The 24,663-nt window shown below is 72.6% G+C and carries 1 protein-coding gene; it reads left to right on the top strand.

Features of this window, described 5'->3' with window-relative positions:
- Positions 1-13 precede the first annotated feature (13 nt).
- Entirely contained in the window at positions 14-24,460 is a 24,447-nt protein-coding gene (locus J2S41_RS20305) for a WXG100-like domain-containing protein (RefSeq protein ID WP_310369482.1), read from the top strand.
- Positions 24,461-24,663: the final 203 nt, after the last annotated feature.

The raw sequence follows: 24,663 nt of genomic DNA, 5'->3' as shown, positions 1-24,663 counted from the left end.
CGCGGGTCCTCCCTTGTCTGACGTCCAGATTCCCGACTGGCTGAACCAGATCCTCGAGGTGATGGTCGGCCAGCGATGGCCCATCGGTAGCGAGTCGGGAATGCGGGAGCAGGCCAAGGAGTGGCAGCAGTTCAGCGATCGCGCCCGGGACCTACAGGCCCGGATCGACAAGGCCGCCAAGGACGTACCCGCCGCGATGTCCGGTGAGTACGCGGACGGGGTGGAGAAGTATCTCCGCGAGGTCGTCGACGCGATGAACTATCTGGTCGAGGAGGCGAACAAGCGGTACGTCGAGCTGTGGGACGGCGCGGCCGACATGCAGGAAACCAAGATCATGATCTTGATTCAGCTCATCCTGCTCGCCGTGCAGCTGATCTACCTGCTGTCCACGCTGTTCGGTGTGATGGCGATCGGCGCGGTGATCGCCGGTGCCCGCGCGATCATCACGGCCATCCTGCGGGCGATGTTCATCGAGATCGCCCAGTCCCTGGCCGAGGAGCCACTGCTCAAGCTCATCATCCAGGCGGCGCAGGTCGGTGCGGGGAACCGTACCCGGATCGACAACGACGCCATCGCGAAGTCGGCGATCGTGGCCACGATCGCCGGCGCCGCCGGAGCGTTGGGCGCCTTCGGCGCCGACCAGCTCGGCCGGTGGGCGACGACCAAGTTCGGCAGGATCGTCGACAGCCGGCTGCCCGACGGTACGAGGATCGTCAGCAACCTTCCGTACCGCACGGGCCTGATCCTGACGAAGGGTGCCGGTACCGGCGTCGGTGGCTTCGTCGGCGAGAACCTCGGCGCCTACGCCGCGGGTATGCCCGCGGAGTGGTCGGTGTTCTCCTTCACCTCGTCGTTCATCGGCGGTATGTACGAGGAGAACTCCTCGCCGCAGAACCTCACCTCCGAACTCGGTTCGCCGTTCGCCGCCCATGCGGAGAAACAGGGATTCCGGCCGATCAGGGACGCCGGCGGTGACGGATCGGGTGGTGCCGGAGATGGTGTCCCGGTCGTCTCCGACGACGAGTCGGTGTTCCACGGTGGCTGGAACGGTGACGACGACGGCCGGTCCCTGTCGGACGAGCCCTTGCTCGGCGCACCCGACGACCTCAGTGTCGTGTCCGACATCGGCTCGGAGGCGGGCGCGGGCGGTGACGGAGCCGGCTCAGCGGGTGGCGCGCCCGATGCCGGCGGCGGTGCGACCGCCGGCGGCGGGCCCGGCGCGGCTGTCAGCGGTGGGAACGGACCGGCTCCCCACGGCTCCGGCGCGGCCGGTGGCGGGAGTGGGCCGGCTTCCCACGGCTCGGGCGCGGCCGGTGGTGGCGTGGCCGGTGGCGGCTCCGGTGGTGCGGGCCTCGGCTCGGGTGGCGGCGGCTTCGTCGACGGTGGCTCCGCTGGTTCGGGCGGCGGCGTGGCCATCGGTGGTCCCGATTCCGCTGGTGGCGGTTCGACTGGTACCGGTGGGGCCGCCGCCGGCTCCGGTGGTGCGGGCCTCGGCGTCGGTGGTGCCGGTTCCGCCGGTTCGGGCGCGGGAGGGAGCAGCGGTGGCGCGGGCGCCGCCGAGTCCACCGGCTCAGCCCCGGATGCGGGCGGCGGTGTGGCCGGTATCGGCTCAGGCGGCACTGGAGGAGCCGGCGGCTTCGGTAGCGACCCAGGAGCCGGCGGCTCGGTGGAAGGTGTCACCGGTGGTGGTACCGGCGCCGCCGGTGGGGGGTACGACGGCGGCGCGGCCCCTCATGCGGACACCAGCGGTGTGGGCGATGGCGCCGGCGGTGTGGGCGATGGCGCCGGCACCAGTTCCGGCATCCGCGACGGCGGCGACAGCCAGACCGGTGGGTCTCAGGGCGGCCTGGACCACGCCGGCATGCCGCAGCACAGCGGTTCGGACACCGCCGCGGCCGGAGGCACCGGCCACGACCCGGCCTCGTCCGGCGCCGGGCCGGGCGCCCGGGACCTCACCGGTGCGGGTGCCCCGGGCGGTATCGCGTCCCCGGACGCGATACCGGGAATCTCCGGCGACGTCAGCCATGACCTGGCCGGCGGCGCGACGTCGGTCGACAGCCCGGCGGACCCGGGCTCGGCGATCGATGACGGCACCGCCGGGGGCTCGCACACGCCGGACGGCCAGGCCGAGGCCGTACCGATGCCGGGCCATGGCTTCGATACAGATGGTGAGTGGTGGGTGTCGCCGTCGGTGGACGGTGAGTCCGATGGTGGGCTGACGCCGGACATGGTGGACGGTGATGGCGAGTGGTGGGCGTCGCCGTCGGTGGACGATCCGGCCGGTCAGTCCGGTGGTGGACTCGCCCCCGACGCCGCCACCGTGCGCGATGACTGGTGGACGCCGTCCCCGGCCGAGGACGTCCGCGACGCGAACGCCGGCCACACCGGTGTGGACCGCGCGGAGGACGGGCGAAGCGCCCCCTGGACGGACATCCCGGCCGGGGACCACGCGCCGGAGACGACCGGTGCCGCGGGCATGCCGGTCACGCCGGCCGGCACGGGTTCCGCGGCACCGGGTGGTTCCGCGGCGATGGGGCAGCCCGGGGGCGCAACGCCGCGCGCAGGAGGATCCGCCGCCCGTGCGGAGGACGCGTTCGCCGTACCCGTCGACATCGGCTCTCTCCTGGGCCCGGAGCCGGTGGCGCCGGTCGGCGTCACCAGCCCGGAACCGGAGGTCTCCACCGGGGCGGCGGGGCACGGAGTTCCGGCCGGCGGCCACGCGCCGCTGGCGGTGTCCGCTCCCGAGCACATCAGCGCCGACGGCACGGCCGACATCGACGCACCGATCGACGTCTTCACGATGGACGGCAGCGGTGCGATCGCGCACCACCTGGCCACATTGCCGTCCGAGGCGGACACCCTGCCCCCGGACACCGCCGTACCGCGGGCCGCGACGGGCGAGTTCCTCGTCGCGCCTCCCTCGTACGAGGCGGTCGTGCGCAACACCCCGCCGCGGCAGCCGGAGAGCGGAGCAGACCTCGGGTCCCTCATCGGCCTGCCGGGGATGGCCGGTGGCCTGGACGTCGCACCACCGGCGCCGGCCTCGTCGTCCGAGCCGGAGGGACCGGCCGGGGTACCGGAGGTGCAGGGTCCGGCCGAGGCGGATGGCGCGTGGTCGCCGGTGCGATTCGGGGCACTGTCGGACGCGGACGTGTCCCGGTTGGTGCCCGGCCTCGCTGACATCAACCCCGACCGGGGACTCGACGGCTACACCGAGAACTGCGTGTGGGTGGCGCACGAGACGGACGACCTGCTCACCAACTCGGCCCCCCAGCAGGCCGGCCGTACCGGGGCGCTTCCGGCCAGCGTGCTCGAGGCGATGGCGGACTCGACGTTCGTCCGGGTTTCCGGGTATGACGTGGTGGTCGACGTGATGAGGGCCGTTCCGGTCGGTACCACCGGTTTCGTGGAGGTGCGGACCGGCCGGTCACCGTACGGCAGCGCGGGCGCCCAGATCTCGCACGTCTTCAACGTGGCCCGGCTACCCGAGGGCGTGGCCCTGATCGACGGCTGGACCGGCTCCGCCGCCCGGCTCCCGGCCGACCTGCGCGACCTGCGGCTGTTGCTCAACACCGGTCATCCACAGCCGCTGACGGTCGTGGCCGATGAGAGCGCTCAGGCCGGCTTCACCGTCGGGTCGGAGGGCCGGCCGGGCGTGGTGACGATACCGACCGCTCCCGTGCCCGGATGGGACGATCGAACGGCCACGCACGCGGGTGTTCTGCCCTGGAGCCTGCTGGGATCGCCCGTCGCGGAGCGCGAAGAGGCATCGTTCGAGCTGTCGACTCTGCCGCCGGCCGGTGACGCCGGCCTCACCGGCGAGCCGCCGCCGCGCACCACGCTCCGCCCGGCGGAGGTGCCTGGACCGGGGGAGCGCGGCGAGCCGGCCGTACCGCGGGCGGAGGACCCGCGGCAGAGCGGCGGCGACCAGCCGCGCGATGACCCGGATCGGCGGGCCGCCGACCCGGCGGAGCGTCACACCGTGACCGACGCTGACGTGCGGTCGCAGCCGGAGATTACGTCCGCGGACGACCCGGCCGAGGATGGCACCGGCGCCGGTGGCCGGGCGGACGCCGACTCCGCGTCGGCGCCACCGTGGTTCACCCTCAGCCTGCCGGCGCCGGACGTCAGTCGCCGGTCGGCGCCGGGGCGAGCGTTCGCGAACACGGTGCAGCGGGCGTTCGAGCGGTGGGATCCGACCGAGCGGCCCGGCGAACTGGACATGGTCCCGGCCGTCGGCGCCGATCCGGCCGCTGCGGCCCCGGCCGAGCTGGTGGCGGCCGTGCCCGCGTACGTGGCGCACCTGACGTTCCAGCGTATTCGCGACATGCTCACGGCCGGCGGGGCCGAGGAACGGCTGGCCGCGCTGGTCCCGGACAGTCTGCCGTTCGCGGCCGTGACCCGTCAGGCGTACACCCGCGTCTGGGCCCTGGAGACCTTCGAGACGCTGCGCCCGGCCGTGCGGGCCGCGATCGACGCCAACAGCCGGTCCGCCGAGGACATCGCCGCGGCTGGACCGCCGGCCGACGTGTGGCCGGCGCTGGAACGGGCCGGGCTGCTGCCGCCGACGACCGACGGGTTCTACGCGGATCCGGTCGATGGCATCGTCGCCTGGCTGCGCGGGCCGGCGATCCTGGAGCAGGCGGCCGAGGCCCAGCGGGCGCAGCCGGACCCGGAGGCGGGCCTGACCGCGACACCGCCGTGGTATCTGTCGGAGCACGGTGTGCTCGGCGACGGCTATGTGCTCGGTGTGATGGACCCGGATCAGGTCGCCGGAGCCGGCGCGAGGGTCGATGCCTGGCTGGACGGACTGCGGCGCCGGGCGCCTTGGGTGGAGCAGGCGCGCGATGAGGTCACGTCGCTGCTGCACGATCCCGGGCGGACCGCGAACCCGGAGCGGGAGAACGCGCACTGGGAGTCGATGCTCCAGCACGGGGCGTTGATCAAGATCGGCGGCAACCGCATCCGGCTTCGCTTCGGCTTGCGGAACGTGGTGCCGACCGCGCCGCTGCCCGAGAACGCCGGTGACCCGAACGCCGCGGTCAGACTCGCGATCAACGAGTTCGGCGACACCACCTACTCGGAGCGCACTGCCCGAAAGACGGATCAGTCCCTGCCGGTCGCGGTGGAGCCGATTCTGCATGCGCACGGCGTGATGGGCTCCGTGGCGCACATGGGACTCTCCGGCCGCCTGGCACTTCGCGCGAGGTCGTCGCGGCAGCACGGCGTGGACATGGAGGTGCAGTCCGGCAACCGGGTACCGCTCAACGACATGCTGGACTTCTCCGGGGGTCTCACCGTCGATGCGGAGCTGATCGGCCCGGCGCGGCCGGGCGCGACACCGCGGCTGCACCTGTTCGATCTGCGCCTGGCCCAGCCGCGCGTGTTCTCCAGCCCGGCGGACGGCCGCCCCTCGGGCGAGGGACGGCCGGTCTCCGATCCGGCCGCGCTGCACGAATTCCCGAACGTCCTGAGCGCGATCGACGTGAGTACGGTGCTGCACGGGTTGAACACGTCGCTGCGGGACGCGGGCGTGCCCGCGGCCACGCGCACCGACATCCTGTTCGCCATCGAACGGGAGTTCCTGAACCAGAAGTCGGTCAAGCAGCGCAACCGGTGGCTGCTCACCGACAGCCTCTCCTCGTCGATGGTGTCCGCCAAGGGCGACTGGTTCGAGACCCGGCGGCTGGTCCCGAAGGGGTTCGCCGGTCACCTGCTGGTCGGCGCGCGGCCGTCCCGGCTGGAATACGTGGACACCACGGAGGTGCCGGTGACGATCCGGGAGGACGTCGCCGAGACGTTCACCACGCACGCGGGCGGCTCGCGCGAGACGTCGGCGACGGTCACGGTGGGCTGGGACCCGTCCGCGCCGGTCAAGTCGCACGCGTCCGCACCCGAGGTGACCGTGAAGCTGTTCGGCTCCGGCACCTCGCGGGGGGAGTCCGCGGTCGGTCAGGGGCAGGCGAAGGGCGCGACCGCGCGTTCGGACTATCTCGCCCGCTACCGCAGCACGCTGACCGTCGACCTGACCGTGGTCTCCGGCGACCACGGCACGATCAGCATCTCGGCCGAGGCTCCGGCCGAGATCGGCGTGTTCGACGCGGACCGCGCCGATTTCGAGTCGCGGATGTTTGGCGGACCTCCCGCACCGCGGGCATCGGTGGACCGCTCCGTGCCGTCGCCGCTGCCGCGCGTGTTCCGGCACCGGGCCGACGTGCTGCACCGGCTCCGCACCGGCCAGCGGATCGGGATCATCCCGCCGAAGCGCCTGTCCGGACTGGTCCGGCTGCGCTGGGGGGCGGTGCTCGCACACGAGAACGCGGTCATCGCCACCCGCGACGACCTCGACGCCGGACGGACGCCGGGCTCCGGCACGTACCGGGCGGACGTGATCGGGCGCCTGGTGCGCGTATTCTCCCGGGCCGTCAGCTTCCGCACGTACGGTGACGAGACCGGTGGCGGCACGGCGGAGACCACGGCGACCGCGGCACCGGCCGAGAGAGCGCCTCTCCGGTACCGCGACCGGCCGGGCTGGCGCCGTGATCTGACGCCGCTGCCGACGATCGACGAGGACACGGCATGGGTCCCCGAGCAGGCCGTCGTGCTGGCCGATTCGGCGTCGGACGTGGCGGCGGCATCACCCGCGCCGCCAGGCCCCGACCCCATCGCCGCCCGCGAGCCGCTGTCGCTGCGTCGCGGGCTCGGCCTCGGCGGAGGCGTGTTCGAGCGCACCGGGGCGGAGCGGGTCCTGCCGGCCGTTCAGCGGCTCATCGACGGCCGGATCACCGCGCTCGGCATCCGGGACGAGTCCGACGGCGCGCTCAGGTCACGTACCGACCGGGCACTGCGGGAGAAGTTCGGCGTACCCGGCATGCGCGGTTCGCTGCGCGGGTCGATCGGGGGCGGTTCGCTGTCCCACCGCATCGAAGTCGATGGCTACGTGCTCACGGCGCGGGTGGCGGCCACGATGCTCCCGCTACGGTCCTATCGGGACATCGGCGGTACGCCGAACGGGCGGCCCATCCCGGCCGGTCTGCGCCGCCGGTGGGCGACGTATGGGATGACCGTCGACACCCAGACCAAGGGCACCCGCCAGGCCGACGTCATGAAGGAACGGCACCGCGCGTTCGGCGTCAAGGGCAAGGGGACGCTACGGGTGCGAGCCCTCACGATGGCCACCTTCGAGGTGACTCCCGGCCTGGTCAAGTACGAACACGTGCGGCACCGGAAGGTGGTCGCCACCTCGGCGATCAAGGGCTATCGGCGCGCCAAGGCCACCGGAGGCACCCGCCGCTTCACGTATCCGATGGTCTACACCGTGTCCGTGGTGGCGCGGCGCGGTGACGCCGGCCCGGTGCTGAGCGCCGCCGCGGAGACGATCGCCGGCGACGACGTCAGCGCCACGGTCAGCGTGCCGCACTCGCTGCTGCGCCCGGCGGACACGGCGCCGGACGCGGCGGACTCCCTCGGCCGGATCACCGAAGGTGATGAGTTGGCGTCGGTGCTGACCGCGACCGACGCGGTCCTGCCGCTGCGCGACGAGGGCCTCAACGGCATTCCGATGACGCTGCTGCGCACGGACGCGCTCGTCGCGGCCGCGGCCGCGCTCCCCGCACGCCTCGACGAGCGGTTGGCCGCGGAGAACCGGGCGGCCTGGCGCGCACGCCGGGATCGGATACGCGACGCCGTCCGGCTGATGCCGCCGGAGCCGCCCGTGCCGGTTACGTCCGGGCCGCTCCCGTCTCCGGTCGCACCGGCGGAGACCGGCGACGGCGGGCCGCACGAGTTCGCGGGCCTCACCGACCTGCTCACCGACATCCTCGCCGCCCAGCACTTGGCACCGTCCAGCGAGCAGCAGGAACGCAGCACCCGCCCCTCGTTCCTGGAGTCGAACGGGCCGCTGCTGGTCAGTGAGGACGGGTTGCCGATTCCGCTGCCGGACCTGCCGAACGGTGACCAGCATGCGCTGACCATCTGGCTGCGTCCGGTCAACGCGGCACACGAGAACACGCTCGGTGACTCCGTGCACGAGAACTACGCGGAGACCGACATCAAGATCGGCAGGGCGGCGGGCTGGACCAACCAGCTCGAGGCCGGATCGATGGCCGGCGTCCTGTTCCCGAGAGCGAGGATGGAGTCGCACGAGAGCTTCGCCGGCGGGGACCGCGCCGGTGTGGGTTCTTCCACCGGTGGCCTGCTGCGGCCGGCCGCAGCAGGCGGGGGCACGCCCGGCGGTCACGGCGGCGCCACCGCCGGTGAGGCGACCGGCCGCGGCGGGGACCACTCCGGCGGCGTCCTCGGACCGCGGTACCCGGGACCGGCCGCCGGTCTGTCCGGCATGATGGCCCGCGGCCGCGACAGCGGCACGACGGACGGCAGCATCGCGCTGAACCTGGGCACCTACCAGGACGTCGGCTACCAGTACCGGGCGGACGCGGTGTACGAGATCGCCTACGACCGATGGACGTACGCGCGCAACGGCGACTTCGAGAAGATCGGCACGCAGCGCACGTTCGTGCGCGCGGACGGCGGCACCGAGCTGTCCATCCCCCATCAGCGGGCGGTGCAACTGGGTCTGACGCCTCCGGAGGGCGGGCCGGCGCCGCGCACCCCGTCCCCGGCCGACGGCAACCTCGACTACGTCGAGCTCGCGCTGGCGACCGGCGTCGCCTACATCGAGGGCGTCCAGGCGAAGGACGTGCTCCGTACCGTCCGGGACATGTTGGCCGACGCCGGCCTGGTAGGCCAGGAGGAGCTGAGCGTCGGCTCGACGCTCAAGGCGGGCCTGCTCGCACACTTCTCCGAGACCGCGCTGGCGGCCCGCAGCCCCTCCGCCGACGCGAACGGTATCCATTTCATCCACCCGAAGAGCGCCGGGTACGGCCGGGTGCGTTTCATCGGCGTCAAGGTGTCCCAGCGTGTGCACGGCCGATCGCACCAGCAGTCGCGCCCGGACGTCAAGATCACGACCGGGGGCCAGGCGCTGCACATCGGCCGGGAGACCCATCACGAGGGTACGGCGACCGCGTACACCGTCGCGGTCGGCGGCCGCTGGGCCGACGAGCACGCCAACCGGGTGTCGATGGCGATCGGTTACCGCGGCGAGCGCGGTGGCGCCCAGACGACCAGCGAGGTCGGCACCGACCGTGACATCCGCCGCGCCACCGCCAAGGACTCGGTCGCCCAGCAGTTCCGGCACGATCTCGAATTCACGGTCGAGCTGTTCGTCACCACGGACTCGGCCGAGATCCTTCGCCTGCTCGGCCGGGCCGCCGGGTCACCGCTGCGCGCCATCGACTGGCTCACCGGGCAGCGGATGTCCACGGCATGGCCGACGCTGTTCGGACCGGACCCGGCAGCGGCCGCCACCCGGCACGCCACGGGAACGGCGCGCGCGATTGTGCCAAGCCATCTGGTGACCCACCGCCCTGCCGGGTCCGATCCCGGCGAGACCGGCCGGCCCGAGCCGCTGCCGATCCGGGCGGTGCCACGATCGACGCCGATGCCGCCGGTGTCGGACTTCGACACGTCACTGGCGGACGTCATCCACGCGGTGAAGCTGCCGCACATCGGTGAGCTGTCCCGGTGGACGCTCACGGTGGCGGAGAACCGCTGGCGCCCGCTGCCGGACCAGCTCACGCCCGGCGCGGACGGTACCGGCGCGCACACCGCCCCACCGGTCGGCCATCGGGCCGACCCGCTCGGCATCGGCGGCTACGTCCTCCAGTCCGCCCTCGACCATGAGAGCGCACGGCACCGGATCAAGTCGCTGCTCACCCGTACCTTCCGGGTGCAGGGCGTGGACGGCGGCCCGGTGAACGTGAGCGTGACGCTGACCAACGGCCGCTGGATCAGCCGCGGCGAGATCAACGCACTCAACTTCCCGGAGACGTCCACCGAGGAGGAGCGCGAGTTCGAGCGTACCCGCCGCGGCGAGCTGGAATGGTCGCAGCGGCAGGGCGGCGAGTTCACCGACCCCGTGCTCGGCAGTCAGGAGTCGCCGTTGCTGGACGTATCCGCCGACCTCGGCGGCGGCCGCGAGCGGGAGAACACCGGCGCGACCTCGTCGGCGGGGTACCTCGAGGTCAACCGGATCAGGGAGGGCGACTTCGACTACTACGTCTTCGACGCCACCTGGACCCAGCAGGGCGACAACGACTTCCGGGTGATCGCGCAGGACAGCCGCGGCTTCTTCGGCATGATGCCCAAGGAGTGGGCGAACGCGTTGTCCGCGGCACACCCGGACCGGATGGGCCGCCCCCCGATGGACGTGTCGGATCTGGCCACGGCGTGGAAGACCCCCGGCGGTACGTTCGACCCGTCACGACGACCGGTCGACTGGCCGGCGAGGGACACGCCGAAGCTGTTCGCGCACGCGCCGGCGGACCTGCGCCCCGCCGTCGCCGACCCGTCCGGCAAGGGCAAGGGCCGGGCGACCGACCCGCCCGCGGTCACCGCGCCCGAGCCGCTGAGGATCGCGCGGATCGCCGCGGAACAGCTCGGCCGCCAGGTCGAGCTGGTGTTGCGGGAGCCCGGCGGCCGGCTGACCACCCAACGGGTGGATCCGGGACAGCGCTGGCTGGCCTTGGACGACGCCACGCTTACTCGGTCCGTGACCGAGGTGACGTCCGCGGAGACGACCGGCGAGAACACGGCCGCCGACCGTACCCACGGCGAGCGGCTGGCACTGAGCCGGGCACTGCTCGGGCGCCTCTACCCGGGCGGAGAGCTGCCGCACGCCGTGCGGATGCGAGGAGGCGAGGCGGACCGGCGGGCCGGCACGTCACCCGACCCGGACTTCACGCCGGTCACGTCACGGCAGCAGGTGGAGACGTCGGTGCACGAACTCGGACCCGGCGCCTCCGCGCTGGTCCTGGTCCATCACGCGGGCCGGGACAACGGAGACGTGTACGTGGCCTACCGAACCACCGATGCGGGCGTGACGTGGCACAGTCTGATCGGCCCGCGCACAACCGTCACCGGCGGGCCCGCGCTGGACGGGCCGGCGCCCGCCCGCGCGCTGCTGCTCGATCACACCGGTACGCCGCCGGCCGCCGGTGACGCGTCCCCGGCGGTGTGGACGCTGCACCGCGATGACGGGGGCCGCTGGTTCGCTGACGGCGCGACGGTGCAGTGGCGGGAGCTGACCGATGGGCGCGACGGGGTCGCGTTCGTGTCGGACGGTGACTGGGACGCGCTGGAGAACGGTCCAGGGCTGCCGGATGGGCAGTGGCCGGCGGTGGTGGTCCGCGGCGCGGGCGAGTTCGTCACCGTACCGGTACGGCGGGGTGGCACCGACGGCACCGCCCACCTGACGCCGGAGCATCTCGCGCGGATGACCGCCGACCTCCGCGGCACCGTCGCGCTGGTGGCATGCGAGGCCGGATCGCTCGCCGGCGGTTTCGCGCAGCGCTTCGCCACGGCCCGTGGCGATGACGTGCTCGCGCCCGCCGGCCCGGTCCGCCTCGGTGTCCCCGGCCCGGAGCCGCTCATCACGGTCGGCGGCGAGCCGTGGTCGCTGTTCACCCCGGACGGGTTGGACGGCGCGGGCTGGGACACCATCAACGACGCGGAGACCGACGGCGCACGCGCGTTCGACGGCTTCCGCGCGGTCGACGGCGCCGCCGAAGGCCTGCATCTCGGCGATGCTGCATCGGCTGATGGCGCGGGAGCCGGTGGCGAGGGTGCACCGCCGGACTATCCGTCCGGTGAGCTGGGTGGTGTGAGTGGCTTCGAGTTGGCCGAGGTGAGCCGCCGTATCGGCGTCGACCCGGGTCAGGTGACGGCCTTGGCGCGGGATCTCCGGCTGACCGGTGACGGCGTGGCCGCACGCACGCTGGTGGGGTTCGTCGAGTTGATCGGCCGGGTTCCGGTTGACCTGCCGCGTCTCGCCGAGTCGGTGGGGCTGCGCGGCGCTCGCCCGCTGTATGACATATCGGTGTCGCTGGGTATCGATCCGCGTGTGGTGGCCGATGTGATCGGCGAGGACGTGGCGTCGGTCGTCGGTGATGACGTGGACGGCGACGTGGCGGGATGGATGAGTGCGCTGCGCGACCGGAACGCGGGGCTCGGCGTGCTGACCGATACCGCGCTTACCCTGCTGATCGGGCTTGGCGCGCGTACCGGTCTTGGTTCGGGCGTGCGGGCGGTTGTCGGGCCGTTCACCGGGCGGGGCGTACCGATCGAGCTGCTGCACGCGTTGCCCGACGAGGTCCTTCTCGCGCTCGCTGACCGGGACCGTACCGCGACCATGCTCGCGGAGGATCCGTGGGCGCTGTCGATGGAACTGGGCGGGCGGCTGGGCCGGGTGGCGGTGCGGACGCTTGCGAACGCGTTGAACGTGTCCCTGGCCGAGCTGTACACGGTTTTCGGGCCCGTGGTCCGTGAGGTGGTCACGGAATTGGCTGATGGCGGGCGGCTCGGGCAGCCGCAGCTCCAGGCCCGGCCGCGTACCGACGGCGTGGGTCTGGAGCGACGGAGTTGGGATGCCCCCCTCGGCGACTGGGGCCCGTGGGAGGTGTCCTACGAGTCCGCGTCGCAGGTGACCGACGAGACCGTGCAGGCCACTGTGGTTGCCGAGGAGGTCCGGCGGCGCTTCGCCGACGGTGGCGTGGACGCGCGCATGCTGGACGTCGTGGTGGAGCGGACTCGTCTGCTGGGAGTTCCGCTGTCGCTGCTGACCGAGTGGGGCCCGTCGCTGTTCATGGACCGGCTCGTCACCGAGATGCTGGGCGATCTGCCGATCAGCCGGGTGACGTCCTTGCGTGCCCAAGAGGCGGACATCGCCGACGGCGAGCATCCGACGTGGTTCGACGCGGCCGATGTGGACGACCTCGTCGAGGACGCCGGCCTGGGTGAGGGCCGGAGACAGGCGATCGTGGACCTGTCCATGCGAATCGGCCGAGTCCCCACCGACCTGCCACAGCTTGCGTTCCGCCTCGGCGTGCGCGGCGGCGATCTGCTGGAAGTCGCGGCCGAGCTCGGCGCCGACCCTCGCCATCTGATGCCCTTCCGGGCCGCGTTCACCCGCCTGATCGGTGCCCGGGTGGGTCGTGCCGATGAGGCCGTGCCGGACGCGTACCGGATGACGCCATCGGAACTGGCGACGCAGATCCGGGACGCCGCGGCCGTCCTCGGCATCACCGATGATGTCGTCGACGTACCGACGATGATGTGGTTCGCCTCTCGCGGCATCTACGGCGACGGCCATCCCGAGGGAATCGACCCCCACAACCTCATGCGGCTCATCCAGGTGCGCCGACTCCACGAGTGGAGAGATACTCGCGCCCTCGCCGAGCAGGCACGGCAGCGACTGGACGTCGCCCTGGCCAGGGCGAACACCTCGGACCGGTCAGAGTGGCCGCGGGCGGCAGCCGCCGGATTCCTGGCCCAGTGGGTACTCACGAACACCAGAGGAATATCCCTGAGCCTCCCGCCGGCCCACCGGGTGCCCTCGGCTGATCCATCGACGCAACACGTCATGCAGGTGATGAGCCTGCTGCAGCAGCGTACGAGCGACGACCGTGAGTTCGTCAGCCTGATCGGGCACTCGGCGGCGGCATTTCAGAGTATCCCCGTCCGGATGGCCGCCGTACGCGACGCCGTGACGAATGGCGCGAGCCGCATCGACCAGGAGCGCGAATTCGGCCGCCTGGTCGATGCCATCAGTGCGGCGGCGCGGCCCACGGTTGACGCCATCGACCGGCTGATCGGCCGGCTGGAGCATCCCGCTGGGAATGGCGGCAGGCGGCAGACCGTGGAGATCCTGCGACGAGCCGGTGATCTCCTGCGATCGGTTGACCACATGGTGTCGAACTTCTATCCGGCGTGGCTGGGCGACTGGAGTTCGGCGCAGGCGCTGCATGCCATGGGAGACATCCGGGGGCGGAGTCACTACGACATCGTCGGACGTCCCGAGAATCTCGGCCCCATCGTCGCGGAGGCAGCGAGGTCTGAGGGATGGCGGCTCGCGCTGCCGGCTCCCGGGGCGCGCGGCGCCGACTGGTGGCTGGCGCAGTGGTTCGCGGCCCGGATGGAACTCAGCCTGCCCGAGGTGTGGCTGGAGACGTTGACCCTACCGTGGCTCGACTACGGTCAGATCCTCGCGCTGGCCGACGCCGTCCAGCAGGATCCCCCCACCGTGCTGGGACACAGCCGCGAGATCGGCCGCGTACCGGCGGACCTGCCCGAGCTGGCCCGAGCGTTGTCGACGGACCCTCGATGGCTGTTCGGGCTCGCAGAGCGGCTCGATGTCGACCCGGTGCTGCTCGGGCGTCCGATACTCACCGCGGTGGGTGTCGGACCCGCTGACCGGGCGGATCTCGCGGAGTCGACCGCGACCGCGGCGAGGCGCGTGCGTGAGCTCGTGGAACCACTCGAGATGCCGACCGTCGCACTGGCGCTGACGTTCATAGCCGACCATGAACCGGCGATCGACACCTGGACGGACGACCCGGACGCGGCGACGGAGTCGCTGGATCGATGGCGAGCCGCCATCCTCGGCGTCGATCCTCAGGTGGTGCGGGCCTCGACGTCCCATCCGTGGTGGAACGAGCGGACCCTGCCACGGATTCTCGACTCGCTCCTCGAGGAGCTGCCGGACGCCCACGAAGCGCGTCCGACGGCCCGCCTGCTCGGGGTGAGCCGCGACTGGATGCGCGGTCTCAGCCTCCGGATCGGCAGGGTGCCGTCCGACATCATCCAGTTGGCGGCCCGATTCGGCGTGGACGAGCCCGCGCGGCTGTTCGCCCTGGCATCGGAACTCGGCGTGGATCCGCGGAATCTGCGCGAGTACGGCGACCTGAGCGCGCTGAACGACACCACGAGAAGCCGTACGGCGGTGGTGGACGCCGTCGCCGGCCGAATCCGGAGCGAACCCGAATGGGCGCACCGGCCGGTCCCCGAATCGGCCTTCCAGCAACTGCTCGACGTCGCCACGGAAGCCCAGCGGTTCCCCGTCGACCTCGTCGGCCTGGCCGAGAGCGCGCAGGGTCCGATCAGGGTGACCGACCTGCTCACCGCCGCGGCGCGCCTGGGCCAGGACCCGCGTACCGTCGTGCTGCTGGTCCGCGCGGAGCATCGGGAACTGGTCGGGAACGGCAAGGCCGGTCACGACGTGGTGGACGCCCTCACCACCCGATTCCCACGGTGGCTGGCGGAGATCACCGAACGGTTCGGCGCCCGGCCCTCGGAGCTGTGGCCGCTGTCGGAGGCGCTCACGGGTGGCCAACGACTGCACGAGGTCCTCGCGACCCACGGCCGTGCGCTGATGCCGGAGATCCGGGAGGCGGAACTGGCCCGGGAGGCGGGCCTGACCGTGGAGCAGCTGAGGTGGGAGCGTGAGGCGCGGTCCTGGATCGACCATCGCGTCGCCGTGGACGCCGCGCACGCGGCCGGAGTGCAGCCATCTGTCCTGCTCGGAACGATTCGGCGCCTGCACCGCATGCCGACTGAGATCGTCGATGCCGGCGAACTCGACATCCGGGGCGCGGTACGGCGCGTGATGGTCTCCGAGCAGACCGGCATACCGCACTGGACGCTCCACACGCTGGACCCGGTGTGGGCGGAGTCGCGGTACTTCGACGCCGGAGCCTGGGCTCAGTTGATCCGCGAGTCGGCCGACCACCTCCTCCTGACCGCCACCGAGTTCATGTCGATGTTTCACGACACCCGCACGCCGTGGCCGGGACCTGTCGCCGCACTCAGCCATGAGGAATGGTCGGACCTCAACGACATCTCGACGCAGTACTTCGCCGATCTTCTCGGTGTCGATCTCGCACAGTTGCGCCTGGCGGAGGAGCAGCCGTGGTTCTCCCGCGACGATGTGCAGCCCATCCCGGTGTGGATGAGGGCGGTGGTGCGGTCCTACGGCTGGAGCGGGACCGTCGCGGAACTGGCCGATCAGTTGCGTCTGTCGCCCACGCTGGTGAGCGGACTGAGCCTGCGCATCGGCCGCGTCCCCACCGAAATCCCGCAGTCCGCCGCTGAGTGGGGCGTGCATGACCCCGCGCGGCTGTTCGCTCTCGCGGCGGAACTCGGCACCGATCCGCGGCGGTTCACCCATGAGGACCGCTTGCCCATGCTCAACGAGAACGGCGTCGCCAATCCGTTCGTGCCGGCGCGGGCTCACGCCACGTGGTTGCGGAGTACCGAGCGGTGGATCGGCTGGAGCAGGCCGGCCTCACTCGGCGAGCTGACGTTGCGCGTCGCGCTGCGGGACCGCCGGATGCCGGTGGAGGTGATCGCGTCGGACGGGCGGCGGCTGGTGGATCCACGTGTGGTGCTGGACGCGGCCTGGCAATTGAACCGAGACCCGCGCGGCGTTTTCATGGCAGCCCTGATGCACAGAGTTGATTCGAGGGAACCGTTCAACGGTCTGGCCGACGTGGTCGGGGGGCTCGTCGACGCGTACGGGCAATGGGCCGGCAGGTTCCTTGATGAACTCGGGATCCGGGACCACGACGTGTGGCGTCTCGAGGCCTGGCTCCAGCGCACCACCGGACGATCCCTGCGCGACACCCGGTGGGATGAGATCAGGGACCTCAGCGCCGGCTGGCTGGAAGCACCCGAGGTGCCGGCGCACCTGGAGGAGACCGCGACGGCCCTGCGAGCCCGCTACCACCTGGGCGCCGACGAGGTGTCGTGGCTGATGTCGGACCGATTCGCCCGCCGCCTCGGACCGAGGGCCGCGACGATCGTTCGGCGGTGGCTGGCCACGGTGCACGGCACCATTCCGCGGGGCGCGTTCCCCATCGACGAGCCGGCCTGGACACCGCAATTCGCGGCGGCGCTGCAGACCGACCGGCGAACTCTCGACCACTTCGCGCGTGCCATGGGCCTGGACGGGCATCGGATCGTGGCGCTGAGCCGATCACTCAGCGTCAGTCCGCTGTGGATACGAGGGGTCAGCCTGCGGCTCGGGCGCGTGCCCGACGACATCGTCGAGGCGGCTGCGGCTTACAACTTCGCTCCGGTGCGGCTCCTCGCGCTGCTGTCTACGCTGGGCGTCGACCTGCAACGCCTTCCGCACGACGCTCTCGGACGATTGGAAGTAGCGCGGGGGGCGGACGACATTGCGGCGGGGGAGGCGCTGGCCCGGCGCCTTCGGCGGGAACACCCTGCGCTGCGTGCTGGCCGCATCCCGACCCTGCCGGATCTTCTCGTCCGGATGCCCGGGGCGCTGCCGCGAATCGTCGGCGCGCATGCGTCGCGGTCCGCCGAAGATATCGATATCCGCCTTTTCGTTCTACTCGCACAGGCGCGGGCCCAGGACGACGGATCGTTCCAGCCGAGCGATCTTGACCGGCTGATGGAGCAACTCGTCTCCGAGATCAGTGACTGGTCCGATGATCTCGCCCGTCATACCGGTCTCCAGCGGGACCAACTGTGGGACGCCTTCCAGCGGGGCCAGTTCACCATCGAGGACCTGCGCTCCGGCATGACGCGTCCCGAACTCGACTTCGACTCGTCCGACGACGAGAGGGAGAATTCATCCGAGGGCGAGAGCGAGAATCCCTTCGAGGATGAGAGGGACAGTTCCTCCGACGACGAGGATGGGGACGACGCGTCGGACGATGACGAGGGGGACGACGCGCCCGACGATGAGGGCGGCGGTTCGTTCGCTGACGACCGGCCCGAATCTGATGACGGGAACGACAGCACGGGCCTCGACGAGGACGACGGCTCGGACGACGCCGACAGCGATCCGTTCTACCTCGAGAGAGTGCTCGGCGGCGGACAAACGGCACCGGCGGACGGCGGATCCTCGGACGGCGGCGAGTCATCGGATGGCGGTGATGACGAGGCCCGCGACGGTTCCGGATCAGGCGACAAGCCGGCACGCGGCGGTGACGGTCGGTTGTACCTGGGGTCCGTCCCGGATCGTGCGCTGCTCGAACACCGCGTGGCGGTCGCCGTGGAGACCGTCGACGACACACGCACGCCAGACGGTGACCATACCGACTACTGCCTACGTTTGGTCGCCGAGTGGGGTCGTCGGTCCTATCCCGGCGGGTTGCGGGGTGCCGGCGATGACACCGTGCTGCTGTCCGGCCCCGCCGCCGCGCGCCTCGTACCCGGTGCCGTCTGGGTTCGGGTGCCGTCCTGGGCCGCGGTCGCGGACGCCGTCGGCGTCGCCGGGCCGGGTGCGTCGGCCGTGGTGCTGTTGGGCCGGCCGAATCGGGTGGGTCACGCCTTCGCGGTGCAGCACACCACGGAGGGCCTGACGTGGATCAACCTCACCGCGCCGGAACCGGCGCAACGCCTGGCTCCTGACTCGGCGCGACCGGCCGGGCAGGATGCCTGGTTCACCCAGGCCGGCCTGCTGTGGGAATCGGCGGTGGACGTACGCGCGGTGGTGGTGAACGCCGACGGGTACGCGATCCCGGATGCACTGGACGGGCAGCCGGAGTCGGTCTCCACCGCGGCGGCGCTGATCGACCCGCCGGACATCCGGTACGGCGCGGACGCTACCGGCCTCATCTCGAGCCCGTATGCGTTGCGGGACGGCTTGACCTCGGCGATGGTGCACGACCGCCACGCCGCCCAGGAGGCCGTCCTCGCCGCGGCCCGGGACACCCTCTCCGACGCGGAGACGTCCGTACGGTCGGCTACCGATCGGCTGCGGGAGGCCGCCGCCCACGCAGACGCGTTGCGGGCCGAACAGTCGGCGCTGGCCACCCGGCTCGCGGACATCGAGGCGGTGCTGGCCGGTCAGTGGTCGGAGACCGAGCGACGCCGGGACGATGCACGGCAGATGGCGAGCCGGGCGGACGACGCGCGCCGGCGCCACGGGGCCGCGGCCGACGCCCTCACGGCGGCCGACGGCCGGCTGTCCGACGCACAGCGGGCGTACCAGGCCGCGGCGGAGGCGCTGTCGGAGGCGACCACCGCACTTCAATCGGTGCGGGACCGGCTCGAGGCGTCCAGCGGGGAGGCGCGACGCTCGTTGCAAGACAGCCGCGGACGGCTGGCCATCGCACACGGTGAGGCACAGGACGCCCTTGATGAGGCCCGTGCGGCCGTCACCGCGGCCACCGACGACGTCCGCTCCGCCCGAGTCGCCCTGGAGGCGCGCCTGACCGAGCTGACCGAGGCCGAAGCGCGGCAGGCGGACGCGGATGTGCGGATCGCCGTGGCGGAGGAAGCCGCCGCCCGCACGGCGCGCGAGCGTGCCGACCTGTTGCGCCGGGCGGAGGGCCTGCCGGTGCTGTTGACCGAGGCGCAGGCCGGGGTCGCCACGCGCACCGGTGAACTGTCCGGCGCCCGCACCGCCCGGGAGGCGGCCCAGGCCCGGGTGGACGAGGCGAGCGTCGAGGTCGCGGGCTGGCGTGCGCGCCGGGACGCGCAGACCGACCTGACCGATCCCGGACGGGGGCCGATCAGTCTCGGCCTCGCCACCGATGCGGCCCTGTCCGCCGCCACCGCCGCGTGGCTGCGTGGTCAGGCCAGAGACGCGCTGCGCGCCCATTGGGACCGGGTGGGCCTCCCACCGACCAACGATCAGCAGCGCATCGGAGCGGCCCTCGACGACGTACTGACCACGAGGCGGCTCTCCGATGCCATGGAGACCCTCAGCTCGCCCAGCGGTGCGGTCTACCTGCTCGGTGACGGCCGGCACGCGGTCCGGCTGACCGTCGGCGCGACGCTGCGCCGGCCGGTGGGCACGCCGGCCGCGCCCGGCGACCCCAGCGTGTCGGACACGATCCAGCGGGAGGCCCGTGCCGACCACCGCACGACCGCGGATTCCGGCCACGCCATGGCGAACCACCGCACGCTGCCGCTGACACCGCTGTCGATGGTGCCGAGGATCGGGTCCATGCTGGAGGGCGCCGTCACCCTCAACGGCTTCCGCCGGTCCACCGCCATCGAAGCGGGCACCACCCACTTGCTCGCGGTGCGGACCCGGGAGGCGTCGTACCCGCACCGTTACGAGGCGACCTGGTGGCTGCGCGCCGAGTCCGCCGCCCGCGAGCAGGGGGCGCCTGGCGCGGAGGCGGCCGACGTGGTGCTCCGGACCGGCATCACCGGTCCGGAACCGATCACCGTGTGGTTCCCACGGCACCTCGCGCTGCCGAACCCGGTCGCACCGGGCGGGACGCGGCAGCCGGGCAACCGGATGATAGTGCTCGACGGTCTGCAGGACGCGTCGTCGGTGGAACGGGAACTGCGGTCACGCATCGTCGTCGACGGCGTCCGGGTGCTGGACCGGCTGAACGTGGCGTCCCAGCGCGCGCTGCTCGATCTCGTCGCCCCCGACAACCTCCGGGGCGGCTTGACGAGGTTGCGCGCGGAGGGGCTGACGTCCGCTCCGCTGTTCGATCGCGACGGCCACCATGTCGGCCTGGTGCGGCTCCGGGCGACGTTGACCGTCCGGCCTCCGCTGACTCACACGGACGACAGCCGGATCGAGGACGTGCACCAGAGCCGGTCCGCGGAGAGCGGATCGGCGACCATCCGCAACGCCAGCACCCTCGGCATCGGCGTCGATCTCGGCGTCACCGAGCACGTCTCGGTCCGGGGCCTGTTCCTGTCCGGCGGTCCTTCGGCCGGGGGCAGCCTCGGGCGTGCCAGGGAGCAGGGTCAGACGGCCGGTGGCGCGGTCGCGGGTGGGCGAGGCCTGCGTTCCGGGTTCGACCCCGCCCGAAATGACACCTACACCCCGGCCGCTGTCGCACCGGTGGACATCAGGTGGACGGCTCGCCTGATCGCCGAGGTGGAGCACCCGGAGCAGAGCTGGGACGGCACGGCGGCCGACAGCCGGGGCGGCTGGGTGCGGTACGTACCCGTGACGCTCGGCGACCCGGATCCGGCAGTGCACCCGCCGGCGGAGATCGAACACGGTGCCGCGGGCGGCTTCGCCGACTTCGACTCGTTCACGCTCGCGCCGCGTGCGGACGGCGTGGATGTCGACGCCTGGGTACGGGACGTGCTGACCCAGCGCGGATACCTCCACCCCGGCCGCGATCCGCATCCGCTGCACCTGCACAACCTCCAGCTACTACAGGAACACATGTCGCCGGACTACCGCGCGGCGAACCTGGCCGCGCTCCTCACCGATGGCGACTGGCTGTTGGTCAAGCGGCACAACGCGCTGGGCGCGGCCCGTCAGGCCTTCGTGCGCTTCGTCGCGCGCCGTGCCGACGCCCCCACCCGCCATCTCGGCGCCAGCACGGAGGTCGGGCTGACCTTCACCTCACGCGGCACCATGCGGCTGGACACCTCGACCACGCTGGAGCGCACGATCGAGGCGAGGGCTCAGGTGGATCTCGGGGCGGTTACCTCGCCCCAGGCCCGCGAGTCGCGGCTGATCACGGCGCTCGGCCCATACGCCTACCGCCAGCAGCATCGGCGGGAGCACGAACGCGGTCTCGAGGTGGGACGCAACCTGACCATCCACACCGACGGCGAGCCGGTACACGCCTTCACCGTGGATCTGCGCCTCACCGCGGAGTTCTACGAGACCGGGCGGCGCGAGCCGACGCTGACGTACCACGGTGCCGCCGATGCGGGCCGCGACGGTGGCCTCGACGCCTTCCAGCCCGCGACCGTCCGCGCCTGGGTCCCGGACTTCCTCGTCGTCCGGGACCCGGCCGTCGATCACACTGCCGACCCGGCCACCGGCGGCCCGCGCGCCGTGACGCGGGCGGACCGCGGGCCGGAAGGGCTGAGCCGGCCGCCGCGGGAGCGGTTCGCGTCGCTGCCCGCCGCCACCGTGCGAATCCCCGCGGCGCTGTCCACCGGGCTCGCGTCCCTGCTGCACGAGGTTTTCGGCGGCTCGCCGGGGGTTGTCCAGCGATGGCTGAACGGCGTCAGCCCCGGCGCGCCGGCGGCGTACTCGGCGCAGCTACTGCGCCACTTCGCCAGTCCGGACGCCCTGAACGGCCGCCTGGAACAGATCATGAACGGGGTCTACACCAGCAACCAGATCTCCGAGTACGGCGCGTTCGGTGAGTCCGAGGGCGTCGTGCGAATGGCCGGATACCTCGGCACGCCGCGCTACGTTCCGGGCGCCGAGACGTCGCTCGTCATCCGGGACGCGGCCTTCGCCTCGCACCGGACCGGCCGGTCGGGCGGCGCGGACCAGGACCACGAGATCGTCGCGCAGGGCGGAGTGGTCGGCCGGGCCACCGGTTCGCTCTCCGGTGCACTCGGCCTCTCGGCCGGCGGAACCCGCGGCGCCGGCCGGTCGAGGACGTCGGCCGAGACCGTCGGCGAGACCCGAGTCCCCACCCACCGCGGCCGGGTGTTCACCTTGCGGTTCCCGGCGACCATCGTCGCCTCGGTACGCGGCGCGCTGCGCAGCGCCCCCTCCACCGCCGCCGGCCTGGCGCTCGCCCGGCCGCCCCGGCAGGCCGATTTCGCGCTGGACGTGCCGGACGCGGTGCAGGCTCACCTGACCTTCGCGGAGCTGAGCGACGTGTGGCGGGTCATGCGGCTTCGTGAACCCGAGACGCCGCCCGCGGACCTCATTCCCGGTCTGTCCGCCGACCTGGTGGAACGCCTGCGACACGCGCATCGGCAGGCGGATGCCGACACCGGCGCCCGGCAAAGCGGCCGCACCCCGGCCGGAGACGATGTGCGATACCTGCCGCGCTCCATCGTGGAGCGGCGTGGGCTCGGCGACGCGGCCGTGGTGAGCGTGACGGAGACGTCGACCGCGTCCACCCGGTCCGGTGACGTCCGCACCGGCGGTCTCTACGCGGTCGCCGTCGACGCGCTGGAGCGGGCGGTCCCGGGCATCACCGTTCCCGGGTCGCCGGCGTACCTGGCCGGTATCGAGCAGTGGGCGGCCGACCTCACCTCGCCCACGGCGCTGCGCGCACTCACCGCCGCCTTCTTCACCGGCGGCTGGACCGGCCCGGCGGCGCTGCCGATGGTGCTCGCGTCGATGCCGTTCACCGCGACCCGAGGGCTGATGGCCGTCGACGGCCGGCTGCGCCTGGTGGCCCGTCCGGCACCGGAGGCGGCGTCGGCCGACGCGCTGCGGACGCTCTTCGGGCGCGGCTCCGGTGAGTCCGGGATTCGCGAGCACGACGACGTCGGCCAGGCCCAGGACCGGGAGGACACAGTACGTACCGCCGGAACGGCGCACCTGACCCCGACCGGCGCGATCGACGGCGTACCGGCGCCGCTGGACGGGCGTGCGCTGGTGGTGTCGGCGGGGGCGGCGCGGGATTCCGGTGTCTCCCGGATCGCCGGTGACAGCAGAACGAACCGGCGCAGCGCCAAACACCGGCACGGCGCCGCGCGCTTCCCGATCCCGCTGCGGCTGTCGGTGGACGTCGTGCTGGCACCCCAGGAGGGATCGATCCGGGACGCGACGCTGGCCGTGTTCACCCGGAACCCGGCCGGGACCGACGAGGTGCCGCCGGCCGACGCCGACACCTGGGTCGAGGCCCAGGTGATCGTCGGCGTGCCGTACGCGGATACCACCCCGGCGCCGCTGGTGCCGAGCGATCCGGTCTGGTACCGCCAGCCCACGGCATTCACCGGCGACCCAGCCACCGACGACGCCGGCGACGACGGCGCCGTGCGGATCGACCTGGACCCGGGCGGGTTCCCGCCGGCCCAGACCCGCACCTGGCGGCCATTGCACGGGCCGGACAGCGACGGTCTCGCGGCTCCCATGCCGCCGGTTCACCGTGTGGTGTGGTTCGACGGCGCGCGGCACCTACTCAGCCAGGCCATGCAGACCCTGCCGGAGCTGGCCGGCAGACCGGCTGCGGCGCGGACCCTGGAGGACTTCCTCATCGGGCCGGCGTCCGGCGTCCGGATCTACCGCTACCTCGCCGATGCGGGTGCGGTGTGGATGTCACCCGTGCACAGCCTCGTGCCGTTGCGGGACAGCCAGGCCACCCTGCGGGTGGAGGTGGTACGGGCGGGGGAGTGGACGATCCCCACCGACACCATGGCCGACGGTGACCGCGGCGTACCGTTCGTGCTGGGCGACGGCGCGCCGGTGGACCTGGAGAGCGCGCCGATCACGTCCGTCCACGCGGGCCCGCGCGCGACGCTCGAACAGCATTACTCCCTGGCCGTCAGCCAGGGACACGGCTCCTGGCTGTCCTCCGGCGACGAGCCCGGCGACGCCGCGGCGGCGGCCGGTCATCCGTCTCGTCCGCGCCGTACCACGTTCCGGCCCGGCCAGACGCCGGTGCAGTTGACCGGCGGCGAGACCGGCGACGACGCGACTGTCAGCCAGACCACCGACCGCCGGGTGATCCGCCGGCCGGGCGTGGTGCCGGGCCGTCCCGACGCCCGTAACGTCGTGCTGACCCGGCCGGTCCTGCTCAAGGTCACCGGCTCGGTGGCCCACCGCGACGCGGTCGCCACCACCTGGCATCCCCGGCCGCCGGTGAGCCGATGGGTGGCCGCCACCATCGCCGTCCGCGTCCCGTACACCGACGTCACCCCATGGCTGGCATCCGCGTCGGAGCCACCGAACCAGGCTGCGGGGTGACCTACGACGGACGTGGTCGGGGGTCTGGGATCGCACCGATGTACGACGAGGACCCCTCCACCGGGCGGTGATCGGAGCCCGGGCCGGTGTGGATCCGGCCCGTTGAGCTGCCGTGAACCGACCGGACGGGTCGATCGTCTCACAGGAGCCGGTCGCCGTCGTGGTCTCGCGGCGGCGGCCGATCATGTCGAATCGGCGTACGG

It is taken from the genome of Catenuloplanes atrovinosus, assembly GCF_031458235.1.
GTDB classification, from domain to species: domain Bacteria; phylum Actinomycetota; class Actinomycetes; order Mycobacteriales; family Micromonosporaceae; genus Catenuloplanes; species Catenuloplanes atrovinosus.
Note: the sequence above shows the minus strand (reverse complement) of the source record. Positions and strands in the feature narration are given on the sequence as shown.